The 13,849-nt window shown below is 35.4% G+C and carries 9 protein-coding genes; 1 reads left to right on the top strand and 8 read right to left on the bottom strand.

Annotated features, from left to right (window positions below):
• Positions 1–175 precede the first annotated feature (175 nt).
• From HX004_RS01245 to HX004_RS01235, 3 genes are all read right to left on the bottom strand, one after another.
• Positions 176–2,404: a patatin-like phospholipase family protein gene (locus HX004_RS01245; protein WP_286440506.1), complete on the bottom strand. Its 2,229-nt coding sequence runs from the start codon at positions 2,402–2,404 to the stop codon at positions 176–178.
• A 25-nt stretch (positions 2,405–2,429) separates the two neighbouring features.
• Complete coding sequence (gene uvrC / locus HX004_RS01240) at positions 2,430–4,220, bottom strand: excinuclease ABC subunit UvrC (RefSeq protein ID WP_286440505.1); 1,791 nt, start codon at positions 4,218–4,220, stop codon at positions 2,430–2,432.
• Positions 4,221–4,803: 583 nt separating this feature from the next.
• Positions 4,804–5,397, bottom strand: a complete 594-nt coding sequence (locus HX004_RS01235; protein ID WP_286440504.1) for a hypothetical protein — start codon at positions 5,395–5,397, stop codon at positions 4,804–4,806.
• A gap of 306 nt (positions 5,398–5,703) precedes the next feature.
• Between HX004_RS01235 and HX004_RS01230 the strand changes: the two genes are divergently transcribed.
• A complete protein-coding gene (locus HX004_RS01230; protein ID WP_286440503.1) occupies positions 5,704–7,479 on the top strand; it encodes a helix-turn-helix domain-containing protein in 1,776 nt (591 codons plus the stop codon).
• 74 nt (positions 7,480–7,553) lie between these two features.
• Here the strand turns inward: HX004_RS01230 and HX004_RS01225 are convergent, their stop codons facing one another.
• From HX004_RS01225 to ileS, 5 genes are all read right to left on the bottom strand, one after another.
• Positions 7,554–8,117, bottom strand: coding sequence for a 5-formyltetrahydrofolate cyclo-ligase (locus HX004_RS01225; protein ID WP_286440502.1), 564 nt, complete (start codon positions 8,115–8,117; stop codon positions 7,554–7,556).
• On the bottom strand, positions 8,110–9,066 hold the full coding sequence (locus HX004_RS01220) for a succinylglutamate desuccinylase/aspartoacylase family protein (RefSeq protein WP_286440501.1): 957 nt from the start codon (positions 9,064–9,066) through the stop codon (positions 8,110–8,112). Before HX004_RS01220 ends, HX004_RS01225 begins: the two co-directional genes overlap by 8 nt.
• Before the next feature lie 183 nt (positions 9,067–9,249).
• Positions 9,250–9,843, bottom strand: coding sequence for a lipoprotein signal peptidase (locus HX004_RS01215; protein WP_286440500.1), 594 nt, complete (start codon positions 9,841–9,843; stop codon positions 9,250–9,252).
• A gap of 84 nt (positions 9,844–9,927) precedes the next feature.
• Complete coding sequence (locus HX004_RS01210) at positions 9,928–10,314, bottom strand: TraR/DksA family transcriptional regulator (RefSeq protein ID WP_002988912.1); 387 nt, start codon at positions 10,312–10,314, stop codon at positions 9,928–9,930.
• 10 nt (positions 10,315–10,324) lie between these two features.
• Positions 10,325–13,729 (bottom strand): isoleucine--tRNA ligase, encoded by a 3,405-nt coding sequence (gene ileS, locus HX004_RS01205; RefSeq protein ID WP_286440499.1) that lies wholly within the window; start codon positions 13,727–13,729, stop codon positions 10,325–10,327.
• Positions 13,730–13,849 lie beyond the last annotated feature (120 nt).

The raw sequence follows: 13,849 nt of genomic DNA, 5'->3' as shown, positions 1-13,849 counted from the left end.
AAGTTTCTCATTCAGGATTTCTCTTGATCAGAAACTTAATATAAGCCAATAAACCGTCCCATTGTATTTTCATAATATCACAAATATCGAAATAAAAATGATATATCCAACTTGATAACCAAATTTTATTTGCGTATTGCTAAAACACAAGGTGTTAAGTCCGCTGAATTCTTAACTAAAACCAAAAGCCAACAGAGAAATACGTGTAGCTCCCTCCCGTTTCTGGTGAATAACTGTATTTCACCTCAATAGGTCCAATCATGGTTTGCATTCCGTATCCAATGGCGTACCCCGTATAATTGGATTTAAACAACCACTCAGAACCAGAAAAAATATCTTCTCCTACATTGGCAAAGTTGGCAGAAAAATTGATGTGGTGTTTTTTAAAGATCTCATAATCCAAATTCAAAGACCCTGTGATATAGGAATTACCGGCTATACTCAATAAATCATAGCCATAGAAAGGAATGATATTATCGCGATCAGCAAATCCATATCCTCCTAAGAAATACATGAATCCCATAGAAGGAGTATTACCAATCGTAGCTCCCATACGCGAGCGCAAATCGACAAACAACTTATCCGCCAAACGGGTTGCGTATCCTACATTTCCCGTAATCATAGAGAAATTTTGAAAATTGTTCAAATAATCCGAAGAATAAAAATAGTTTTTATATTCTCCTTTAAACATAAATCCTTTTCGCGGAAAGTACTTATTATCATAGGTATCAAAAGTAAAATTAGCAAATCCTCCCAAATAGGTACTGCGGTCAAAATTGCTTTCTTTTACATTCAGTGTATTACTTTTAATATCAAAATAGCGGTGTTCCAATCCTACCGCCAAGAGAAATTTCTGTTGATAAAAGGTTTGAAATACTAAGCGATTCTCCACATCTTTATAATCGACATTAAATTTAGCAGGCAAACTATTGAGATCAATATCAGAGGGTAAGTCAAAATGGTCGTTTTTCAACAACATCTTAAAGCGCAAATCGTGACTAAATTGATTGTATTTTGAATTAATTCCCACACTCCAATAGAAACCATTATCGACGAAGTAATTGAAGTTATATCGCACATTATCTCCCACCGCAACATCTAAAGAGGCAATATCACTCTTCATCAATAGGTTTTTTTGGGTTACATTCACTAAAGCTGCAGATTTATACAATCCATCATAGTGAACCCCAAGTTTCAAATAGCGTTTCGTTGGATTTTCAACTAGATCTAATACTAGTTCATCTCCATCCCCATTTGCATCAAAGCGATAGGATATACTGCTAAAGTTATCTGTACCATTCAACTGATCGATTCCCTTTTCAAGATCATTAAACGAAACCCAACTATCGGGTTTAAACCCTAACTTCCCGTGTACATAGCGTCTTGTATATCTCGTCAATCCCTTGATATCAATCGAATTAACATGAATTTTATCTGTGTATTTGGGTACAAATTGTTTTTGTAAAACATCTTTTTTACCGCCAATTTTTTTGATTGCATCCAATTGTGTTTCAGCAGCTTCAACTCCTCGTTGAATAATTGCCTTTCCTTCTTCAAAGGAAACAACCGTATAACCTGAAATATCGGGTTTGATGTAAATATCTGTCTCGCCGATCTTATTCTTCATTTGATTAATGGTCGAATAATTGGAAATTTGAAGCAAAACATCTGCTGCACCGTTAATATCATCAATTCCTTTTAATCCGTCTTGCACATCTACACCTATAACAATATCCGCTCCTAAAGCTTTTAATTCTTCTATGGGATAGTTGTTTACAATTCCGCCATCAATCAGGTGTTTATCGTCAATTAAAACGGGGGCAAACAAGGAAGGAAAAGCTCCACTTGCTAAGATAGCCTGCGGTAGATAGCCTGAGTCAATGAGAACGGGTTTTCCAGTCTCAATATTGGTTGCAATACAAAGGAAAGGTATATTGAGATCATTAAAATCGCGTACATGTCGAACATGAGCCAGCAATCGATTCATCAAGTTATAATTGTACATCCCTCGAGAAAAGGCTTTGGGCAGTCCAATCTTAAATTTATCAAAAGGCAAGGTTAAGGCGTAAATTTCATCGTTTTTTTTCTCATAAAACGATTTAGAAATGCGGGGAATATAATCTCTTATTAGCGCAGTAGCATCAATACTACTAAAGATAGAATCCAATTCCGAAGCAGTGTATCCTGAGGCATATAACCCACCTACAATGGCTCCCATACTAGTACCCGTAATATAATCTACTTGTACCCCTTGTTCTTCTAGAACCTTTAGTACGCCAATATGCGCGAGTCCTTTTGCACCACCACCACTCAGCACCACCCCTACTTTCGGTCGGTCTTCTTCTTGGGCAAAACTAGTACCTGCCGCTAATACTATTGCTAATAATGCTATAATTCTGCGCATAGTCTTCCTTTTTTATTCCACTAATTTACTTTAAATGTTCCAATAAAACCTTAGTTTTTGCTTTTCCAATGACACTTTCTATTTCTGTTATAGGTGCTTCTTGGATTCGCTTTACAGATTTAAAGTGATTCATCAACTTCGTTTTTGTCTTTTCACCGATACCAGGAACTTCATCCAATCGACTTGTAATGGCGTTTTTACTGCGTTGATTGCGGTGAAAAGCCAATCCAAAACGGTGTGCTTCATCGCGTAAGTGAATAATCACTTTCATCGTTTCTGAGCGTTTATCTAAATAAAGCGGATAACTATCACCAGGATAAAAAATTTCCTCTAGACGCTCTGCCAAACTGATAATGGGAATTTTACCTCTCAATCCCAGATTTTCTAAACTCTTCAATGCAACTCCTAGTTGACCTTTCCCCCCGTCAATGACAATAAGATCCGGTAGGGCTTCATTTTCTTCCAACAATCGCTTATATCGTCGGAACACGATTTCTTCCATAGAAGCAAAGTCATTGGGCCCCTCTACGGTTTTAACATTAAAATGGCGGTAGTCTTTTTTACTGGGCTTCCCATCTTTAAAAACAACACAAGCAGCCACCGGATTCGTTCCTTGAATATTAGAGTTATCAAAACATTCGATATGACGAGGTTCTTTTGGCAAGCGCAAATCCTTCATCATTTGCTGCATGATGCGTTTTACATGTCGATCTGGATCAACAATTTTGATTTGCTTCAATTGATCCATGCGATAAAATTTGGCATTGCGTTCTGATAAATCCAATAGTCCTTTTTTATCCCCCATTTTGGGTACGGTCACCTTAATCTGTTCTCCTAAGTCTACTTCAAAAGGAACGAGAATTTCTTTAGTCAACAACTCAAATCTACTGCGAATCTCAATAATCGCCAATTCTAGCAGCTCCTCATCCGTCTCCTCTAATTTCTTTTTTAATTCTAAATTATGCGAGCGGATAATCGCTCCGTAGGAAACTTGTAGAAAATTAACATAGGCATTTGTTTCATCTGAAATAATGGTAAATACATCTACATTTCCAATTTTCGGGTTGACAATGGTTGATTTCGCTTGGTAATTTTCAAGTAACTCTATTTTTTCTTTGATTTGCTGCGCTTCTTCGAAACGCATTTCCGTCGCCAAATCTAGCATATAGCTCTTGAATCCCTTCAAACTTTCTTTGAAATTTCCTTTTAAAATATCGCGTATTTCGGTAATTTTCTTGTCGTATTGTATCGTTGTTTCATAAGCCTCACAAGGTCCTCCACAATTGCCAATGTGATATTCAAGGCAGACCTTAAATTTCTCACTTCGAATATTTTGCAAAGACAAATCATAACTACAAGTGCGAATTGCATAAAGCTCCTTGATCAGCTCCATCAACGTATGTACCGTTTTGATACTCGTATACGGACCATAGTATTCCGAACCGTCTTTCACCATGCGTCTAGTAGCAAAAACTCTCGGAAAAGATTCTTTTTTGATGCAAATCCACGGATAAGACTTATCGTCTTTCAACAATACATTATAACGCGGTTGTAATTGCTTAATTAAATTGTTTTCCAACAGCAAGGCATCCGTTTCTGTAGGCACAACAATATGTTTAATCTGTACAATTTTTTTGACTAATACATTAGTCTTTGCATTGTCGTGGATTTTATTAAAATAAGAACTCACCCTTTTTTTTAGGTTCTTAGCCTTACCTACATATAAAATCTTTCCATCCTTATCAAAATACTGATACACACCAGGTTGATCTGGCAAAGTTTGTATTTGTAAAGCTAACTCTTCTTTTACTTGCATCTACTCCCGAATTAAGTTACAAAAATAAAGTTTAAAATTAGTACAACAAAAGATGCTCCCCTAAAAGGTATATTTATCAACTGAAACTATCTCATTTCGTTCGCAAAGGATAAAATGTAAAGAATAAAAAAGGGTGTTCGATTTGAACACCCTTTTTTCCATTTAAATTAATCAATTATAATGGATATAACTCCTCTATTATTTACCCGTCTAAAACGATAAAGCTTACTATTTTCGCCTTATTTGTTGAATACTGGTCATCGCATTAAACGTTAAGGTTTTGCCTTAAACAACTTAACACAGATCCCCAAGACCAGAACCATACAAACAATGGCAACCCAAAACCAGGCAGGTGGAAACACCCAAAAGTTCATTCCTGCCCATAGTAGCAATAACACTGCAAATATTTTAAACCGATAGGTAATTATAAGTTCCATTACTATTTTTACTTTCTAAGGATATTAGTTTTTATTTCTCTCTCATGTACCCTCTTCTTTGTGTATTTTCTTTTTCATTGTGTTTTTTTGTTTCTCACCAGCATTCCGGACTGCCAGCTCTATAGAAACAACACTTATTGATTTCTTTAATTTACTTTTTCAACTTTACTAGCTTGTTCAGACAAGACAGATAAAACCACAGCCTTTGCTATGCTCGTTTCATATCCTTTTACAAAAGCAATTGGTTTCTTTTTATTCCATTCCCAATCATCATCTGGTCCCCATGTTCTACTTAAGAAATCCAACAATAATCTATCTCTATTAGACACATTCGAATCTTTCATTGGATCAGTGGCCCATGGGCCTCGAACTACTAACATTTGAGTCAAATAATAATTTGTAGCTGCATTATAATTTAATCCTTGTAATACAACTGCTTCGGTATCATTTAAAATACTTTCCACTTCTGAAGCTGTAGGTGTTACATAATTTTTCAAATTCATTTTTTGAAAATCCGCATTAGCCATCGCAACGTTTTCTACATAAGTAATCATTTCTTCAGTAGTCTTATAAACAGATGTTGTACATGCACTATCAATAGTATCAATCATATCCATCCAATTGGCTTGATTTACAACATTTACCGTTCTCAATTCTCGTGTAGATTCTTGAGTCCCTTCTTCTGTACTACATGATGCAAAGAATAATCCCAATGCTGCACAGATATAAATCTTTTTCATAGTTTTGCGGTTTTAAATTAAATGTTACCTTTTTTCAATCCACATTTTATTTGTGACTTCGAAAGCAAACTTAGTTCGCTCCACACAAAAGCACAAGTTTTTTGCCTATCAAGAAAGGATGGATTGTAAAATTTGATTGATTAATTTGCAAACAACACTGATTGTAAACGAGTTAACCCTTCAATTTTCAATAGATGGAAAATTTGTAATTAGGACGGAAAATTTGTAAAAAATACTGAATATCAATATTTTATAAAACATAAAAAAAACTTACCTTTAAAGAAAAAGCCTCTAAACCCTTACAAAATGTTTCGAAAAAAAATTTGGACTTTCTTATTTCTAGCCCTATTTGGGGTTATTGTTTATGGATCTCCTACGCAAAACAATACGGATTATAAAAATTGGTCCATGCAAGAGTTGCTTTTTAGCATCAATAACGACCTACTAAATCCTACCGATAAAGCAATTTGTATTGAATATTATCTTCAAAAAGCCAAAGAAGAAAATATTCCAGGAGATATTATTAATGCATATCGCAAAAAAGTATTCTTAGTTGAAGACTTTACTCTTCAAAGTAAATATGCTGATAGCTTACTCCAATTCACTCTACAGATTAACGACATGCAAGCCATTGGATCAGCCTATAATACCATGAGCTATATAGAGTATGTACACAAAAACTATAAAAAAGCATTGGAATATGGGTTACAAGCGGAGGATTATTTGAAAAAAACAGATGATGAGTACACGCTGAACAAAGTAAAATATGCGATTGGTTCTATTTACTATCATTTAGAAGATTTCGACAAATCTGCTCAAGTAACCAAAGAATCTATGTTGTATTATCAAAGTCAATTAAATGATAGCAGTAATGCTTACAACAATTTAAGAGGCTACATCAGCAATATTTATGCGTTGAGCAAAACGAGTTTCCGTCAACAAAAAAACGATACCATTAAACTCTTACTTCAAGAAGGTTATCAAGCCGCAAAGAAACTCAAATCAAAAGATAGAACACTTGAAACGGCTTACTTTGATCTCATTCATGGGATGTATGATCATCGATTACAACAATATACCTCGTCTGACTCTCTTTTATCAAAGGCCTTACCTCCTATCCAAAGCAATGGGGATTATGCCAACGAACATTTAGTCTACCTTTATTTAGGTAAAAATGCCTGGGATAGAGGGCAAAAAGAAAAAGCGCTTTCTTATTTTCAAAAAATAGAAACACTTTACAAAGAATCTAATTTTGCTAATACTGAATTAAGTGAAGCTTTCAACTATTTAATTACCTATTACCAAGAGAAAAAAGACTTAGAAAAAGAGTTGTACTATACCAAACTATTAATGGAATTGTCTTCTGAATTGCACAAAAACAACAGCAAGCTCAGTTCATTTCTACATACCCATCTAGATACAAAAAAATTAGAGGCATCCAAACAAAAACTAGAGTATGAGCTTTCCAGAAGTCAATCTCAAATTAAGGGATTGTATGCCTTAGTTACCATTCTTATTTTCATTGTATTTATGGGATTGGTTTACTATCAAAAAACACAACAAAAGTTGCAACAGCAATACAAGCATTTGATTCAAGAGTCGCCTAAACACCCAATACAACTTTCACAGCGTTTGCAACAGGAATCAGTAGCTTCATCAGTCTCTGTTGAATTCACAGAATCTCAACAGCCTTTGAATACAACACAAGTACTCATAAGAAAGTTAGAGGATTTTGAACAGAAAAAAGGGTATTTACAAAAAATCACACAGGATGAATTGGCGCGTCAATTTGGGACAAACCGCAATACCTTATCTAAATTCTTTAATGAGGAGAAAAACATCAATTTCTCTGATTACCTCAAGCACCTACGTATTCAACATGCGGTACGTGAACTAACGTATAATCCTAAGCTTCACTTATTAAACTTAACAGGTTTAGCAGATGAATTTGGTTTTGGTAGTTCAAAGAGTTTTTCTAATGCATTTAAAGAAATAGCAAAAATATCCGTCACGGACTTTATTAAAATGCGTCAACAAGATGAAGATTTCAAAGATATGGATCAATCCAAATCATCTATTTGATATTCCATTGAAACAACAACCTAAAAAAATGCCCCAAAAGTCTAGCTTTTGGGGCATTTTATATCGTAATGCTTTTAAAAAGTATAAATCTTTGTTGGTGTGACACAATAATCCAACGCCATATCAAAGGGCGAGACATCTTCTATTAGAGGTTCCGCCTCAAAAAAACTAAGTCCTACTTTAATTACGTCTGGTCTACATTTTTGTAAAAAACGATCATAGAATCCTTTGCCATACCCCACGCGATTGCCTTTTTCATCAAAGGCCAATAAAGGTACAAACACAACATCCAATTGATTTTCTTGAATCTGAATTCCCTCTTGTGGTTCTGGAATCCCGTAGCTATTTATGCGCAATACCGTATTATCCGTCAGTAAAAAGTGCTGCATATCACCCGTTTTAAAATCAGAGTTCGACAGTATGATATTCTTATCCTTACCCGCTAATACCTGCAGTAAATACTCTGTATCAATTTCCTTTTTCTTGACAATAGACAAAAAGAGATGATAATTTACTTTATCCCAAATGGGTAAACGCAAACATTGATTGGCAATAGCCAAGCTTTTCTCATCGACTTCGTCCTCTGTTAGAGTTGCTCTTAGTTGGCTGTATTTTTGACGTATATTTGTTTTATTCATTGGTTATATTTTTTGACAGATGAAAGATAGCATCTCCTTGATAGACAATAGGCGAATCATTCACATTAATGACATAACCACTATTGGGAGCTTTGATCATCATATTCTCTCTTCCGTAAGGGTCTGAGATATAAGCCAACGCTTCTCCTTTTCTCACAAAAGTACCCACGGCTACTTGGTCGTGCATCAATCCGGATTGTTTTGCTCTGACCCAAACGGATTGACTGATAATAACCATTTTGTCATTTCTATTTTCTGTCTCGAATTCTTCGCGTAACATATCAAAATGGCGCAAGAAACGCTTCGTCCCTTCAACCCCCATTTTAGAGACTTCCGCATTAATATCCAAAGACTTTCCTCCTTCAAATAGCAGCATTTTAACCCCGCGTTTCGCACAAGCATTTCGAAAAGAACCTGAAATCTGATTGGAATACAATAAAAAAGGAGGGTGAAAAATTTCTGCTAACGGTTGTAATACTTCTTTATCATCCATAGCAATGCGCACTTGAGGGGCATTGAATCTACTTTGTCCTCCTGCATGGAAATCAATCACAAAATCAACATGTGGAATAATATGCGTTAAGATATGATAGGCAAAACGTCCTGCTAAAGAGCCTGTCTTACTCCCTGGGAATACGCGATTTAAATCTCTCCCATCGGGAAATTCACGGGTTTTATTAATGAATCCAAAAATATTAATCACGGGAATACAAATAATCGTACCTCTTTTCGGTCGATTTAACCCTTGATGTACTATTTGGCGAACAATATCAACCCCATTAAGCTCATCTCCGTGTAGACCCGCAGAAAAGAGTATCGTTGGCCCTTCTTCTAATGCACGAGAAATAATAACGGGAATCTTTAATTTAGTAGCTGTATGTAATCGTGCAATTTCTAAATGCAGTGTCTTACTTTCTCCAGGCAAAATAACTTCCTCTAGTATCTTCATAGCTTACTCCTTTTTCGAGGAGTGAAGATAGTGAAATTTGTGAGTTGCTTTTTTGTGAGTTGCTTTTTTGTGGGGTGTTTTTTCGTTAACTATCTCTCTATACCTTTACCTTTGTATAAAAAAATAAATTAACCTGAGACTCAACGAAAAAACAACTAGCGAAAAAACAAAAAAACCTATCGTTTAATTTTTAAAAATTCGCTTGTTCCAAACAATCAAGATACCTACTCCTACTGAAATAGCAGTATCCGCAAAGTTGAAAATAGCATTAAAAAACGTAAAGTATTTACCGCCCCAAATAGGCAGCCATTCAGGTAATGTTCCTTTCCAAATTGGGAAATACAACATATCCACTACTTTTCCGTGGAATAAAGTGCCATAAGGTTTATCTGTAAACAAGGTCGCTAACTGATGTGTGCTATCGTCAAAAATAACACCGTAGAAGATTGAATCAATAATATTCCCTATTGCACCTGCTAAAATCAAAGCAATAGCGACAATAAGGTAATTGGAAAGTTTTTTCTTTATGGAGTCATGCAACCACCAACCAATACCAAAAACAGCAATAATGCGGAATAAAGTTAGCGCTAATTTACCATAGTCACCAGGAAGAGCAACTCCCCATGCCATACCTTCATTTTCTATAAAATGAATTCGAAACCAATCAAAAACAAAAATTTCTTCATCTAATAAAAAATTCGTTTTGATGTAAATTTTTGACCATTGGTCTATAATTAAAATTATAGCCGCTAACAAATAGGCTTTCTTTAATGACATTCTCTTCTGTTTTAGAAGCAAATGTAAACGATTTTAAGAGATAAAAAAAGCGCTCCTTTATGAAAAAGAGCGCTTCATTTTGATTTAACGTTGCATATTTTTAGCTTCTATGCTCATTGTAGCATGCGGAACTAATTTTAATCGTTCTTTATCGATTAATTTTCCTGTCACTTTACACAAGCCATAGGTTTTATTTTCAATGCGTATCAAAGCATTTTTTAAATCTCGAATGAACTTTTCTTGACGAATAGCCAATTGAGAATTCGCTTCTTTAGACATCGTTTCACTGCCTTCCTCAAATGCTTTAAACGTAGGAGAAGTATCATCCGTTCCATTGTTTAAATCATTCATATATGCACTTTTGATTAATTCCAAATCAGCTTGTGCTTTTTCAATTTTCGCTTGAATCAACTCTTTGAATTCTGCCAACTCTGCGTCAGAATAACGTACTAATTCGCCAGTCTCTTTCATAATTTTAATTTTATTTTAAAATTAATACTCGCGTTTTCAGCTCATCAAACTCTACATCTACTCCGTTTTCTAACGTTTCTACAAATTCCAATGTATGAGTTAATGTTTCAGATTTAATGTAATCTTCATTAGCCAAAACAGCTTCTCTTATTTCTACTACATCTTGCAATGTAACTTTTACTTTATCTGTAACTTCGAATCCACAATCTTTGCGAATATTTTGAATGCGATTGACTAACTCTCTAGCAATTCCCTCTTTGCGCAATTGTTCTGTAATCGTAATATCAAGCGCAACCGTAATTCCTCCCTCATTAGCCACTAACCATCCTTCAATATCTTGAGAGGTTACCTCTACATCCGAAAGTGTTAATATAATACTTTTTTCTGTTAATTTTAAAACTATTTCACCGTTTTTCTCAATCTCAGCAATCTCCTCTTGCGTGAAGTTTTGTATTTCCTTAGCAATCAAGCCCATATCCTTACCGAAGCGCGGTCCTAATGTTTTAAAATTAGGTTTAATCTGTTTCACTAAGATACCTGAAGCATCGTCTAATAGCTCAATTTCTTTTACATTAACCTCCGCTTTGATTAAATCTTCAACGGCCTGAATCTCTAAACGTTGATTTTCATCCAAAATTGGAATCATGATACGCTGTAACGGTTGACGTACTTTTATCATTTCCTTCTTGCGCAATGATAATACCAAAGAAGAAATAATCTGTGCTTTGTGCATTCTACTTTCCAAACCTGCATCAACGAATGAAGCATCAAATTTTGGGAAATCAGCCAAATGTACAGATTCAAAATTTTCTGAATTCGTTATTGATGTTAAGTCTCTGTAAAGTCTATCCATAAAGAATGGAGCGATAGGAGCACCTAACTTTGCTATTGTAATCAAACAAGTATACAACGTTTGGTACGCTGCAATTTTATCTTGTGCATATTCCCCTTTCCAGAATCTTCTACGACATAAACGCACATACCAATTACTCAAGTTTTCTGTTACAAACTCTGTAATTGCTCTTGCTGCACGTGTAGGCTCATATTCGGCATAGAACTCATCTACTTTCTGTACTAAGGTATTTAATTCAGATAAAATCCAACGATCAATCTCTGGTCTTTCTTGAATAGGAACCTCTGCTTCTGCATATTTAAATCCATCGATATTCGCATACAAAGCAAAGAAGTTATACGTATTATATAATGTTCCAAAGAATTTTCTTCTCACTTCTGTAATCCCTTCCAAGTCAAACTTCAAGTTATCCCAAGGGTTTGCGTTGGAAATCATATACCAACGTGTAGCATCAGGTCCATGTTCAGCTAAGGTTTCAAATGGGTCAATCGTATTACCTAAACTCTTAGACATTTTCAGTCCATTCTTATCTAATACCAATCCATTTGACACTACATTCTTATACGCTTTTGTATCAAAAACTAACGTTGCAATTGCATGTAGTGTATAGAACCATCCACGCGTTTGATCTACCCCTTCCGCAATAAAGTCAGCAGGATAAGCTCCATTTTGGTCTACTAACTCTTTATTTTCGAATGGATAATGCCATTGTGCATAAGGCATCGCTCCAGAATCAAACCATACATCAATAAGATCTGATTCGCGATACATCGGTTTACCCGTTGGAGAAACTAAAACAATTCCATCCACTACATTTTTGTGTAAGTCGATTTTCTCGTAATTCTCTTCTGACATATCTCCAACTACAAATCCTTCGTACGGATTTACTTTTTGGAAGCCTGCTTGTTGAGATTTAGCGATTTCAGTCATCATTTGTTCTACTGAACCTATGATTAGTTCTTCTGTTTTATCTTCTGTTCTCCAGATTGGCAATGGAATACCCCAATAACGCGAACGAGATAAGTTCCAATCATTGGCATTTTTCAACCAGTTCCCGAAACGTCCTTCTCCTGTTGCTTTTGGTTTCCAATTTATCGTTTCATTCAATTCGAACATACGATCTTTTACCTCTGTAATCTTGATAAACCAAGAGTCTAATGGATAGTATAATACGGGTTTATTTGTTCTCCAACAATGTGGGTAACTGTGTACGTATTTTTCTACTTTGAATGCTTTATTTTCTTCTTTTAATTTAATTGCAATTTCAACATCAACAGAGCGTTCTGGTGCAGTTCCCTCATCATAGTACTCATTCTTCACGTACTTTCCACCGAATTCTTCACCCATTTCCTTAACAAATCGACCTTGTAAGTCAACTAAAGGCACTGGATTTCCTTCACTGTCCAAAATCAACATAGCAGGAACCTCTGGTGTTGCTTCTTTAGCAACCTTAGCATCATCTGCTCCAAAAGTAGGGGCAGTATGAACGATACCTGTACCATCTTCTGTTGTAACGAAATCTCCAGCAATTACTCTAAATGCATTTTCTGGATTTTGATACGGTAAAGTATATGGCAATAATTGTTCGTATTTAATTCCCACCAAATCAGCTCCTTTAAAATCCTTAACGATTAAATAAGGAATCTTTTTATCTCCTTCTTGATAGGCTTGTAATTCCTCTTCGGTTTCTACTACTGCATATTTTCCAGCAAACTGTTTTCCAACTAAAGGTTTAGCCAACACCACTTGGATTGCTTCCCCTGTATATTGGTTGAATGATTTAACTAAAACATAGTCAATTTTCGGTCCAACTGTCAACGCTGTATTAGATGGCAACGTCCAAGGAGTAGTGGTCCATGCCAAGAAATGGATGGTTCCAAGACCTTGTAAAAAGTCAGGAAGCGTTGCTTCAATCGCTTTAAATTGTGCTACAATCGTAGTGTCCGTTATATCTTTGTATGCCCCTGGCTGGTTAATCTCGTGTGAAGATAAACCTGTACCAGCTTTAGGTGAATAAGGCTGAATCGTATATCCTTTGTACAATAAATTCTTATCGTAAATCTGTTTTAACAACCACCATACCGATTCCATGTATTTCGGCTTATAGGTTACATAAGGGTCATTCATGTCCACCCAGTATCCCATTTGTTGCGTCAATTCATTCCACAAGTCTGTATAGCGCATAACGGTGCGCTTACAAGCTTGGTTATATTCTTCGATGGTAATTTTTACCCCGATATCTTCTTTCGTAATCCCTAATTCTTTCTCTGTCCCTAATTCAACAGGCAATCCATGCGTATCCCAACCAGCTTTACGCTTGACTTGGAATCCCTTTTGTGTTTTATATCGACAAAAAATATCTTTAATCGTACGAGCCATTACGTGGTGAATTCCAGGTTTCCCATTAGCTGAAGGTGGTCCTTCAAAAAATACAAAAGGCTTGTTATCCTCTCTCGTACTAATACTTTTTTCGAATATGGATTGTTCTTTCCAAAACTCTAGCATCTCTGATGCTACCCCTGACATGTCAAGATTCTTATATTCTGTAAATTTAGTGCTCATCGTTATTATTCTACTATTTTTTAATCAATTGGGCGAATTTACGCATTTTCATTTAATTACATACCAAATAATTGCTACTAAAAAGAGCAAAAATTAACTGGTTTTTGTTTTTTTTGAGAT

The organism is Myroides sp. 1354 (assembly GCF_030324495.1).
GTDB lineage: Bacteria > Bacteroidota > Bacteroidia > Flavobacteriales > Flavobacteriaceae > Flavobacterium.
This window is presented reverse-complemented; position numbering and strand designations above follow the sequence as displayed.

Bases quoted from the DNA above. Each gene is read 5' to 3' on its own strand.
- HX004_RS01235 (WP_286440504.1), bottom strand. From the start codon at position 5,397: ATGAAAAAGATTTATATCTGTGCAGCATTGGGATTATTCTTTGCATCA.
- HX004_RS01230 (WP_286440503.1), top strand. From the start codon at position 5,704: ATGTTTCGAAAAAAAATTTGGACTTTCTTATTTCTAGCCCTATTTGGG.
- HX004_RS01220 (WP_286440501.1), bottom strand. From the start codon at position 9,066: ATGAAGATACTAGAGGAAGTTATTTTGCCTGGAGAAAGTAAGACACTG.
- HX004_RS01245 (WP_286440506.1), bottom strand. From the start codon at position 2,404: ATGCGCAGAATTATAGCATTATTAGCAATAGTATTAGCGGCAGGTACT.
- ileS (WP_286440499.1), bottom strand. From the start codon at position 13,729: ATGAGCACTAAATTTACAGAATATAAGAATCTTGACATGTCAGGGGTA.
- HX004_RS01210 (WP_002988912.1), bottom strand. From the start codon at position 10,314: ATGAAAGAGACTGGCGAATTAGTACGTTATTCTGACGCAGAGTTGGCA.
- HX004_RS01215 (WP_286440500.1), bottom strand. From the start codon at position 9,843: ATGTCATTAAAGAAAGCCTATTTGTTAGCGGCTATAATTTTAATTATA.
- HX004_RS01225 (WP_286440502.1), bottom strand. From the start codon at position 8,117: ATGAATAAAACAAATATACGTCAAAAATACAGCCAACTAAGAGCAACT.
- uvrC (WP_286440505.1), bottom strand. From the start codon at position 4,220: ATGCAAGTAAAAGAAGAGTTAGCTTTACAAATACAAACTTTGCCAGAT.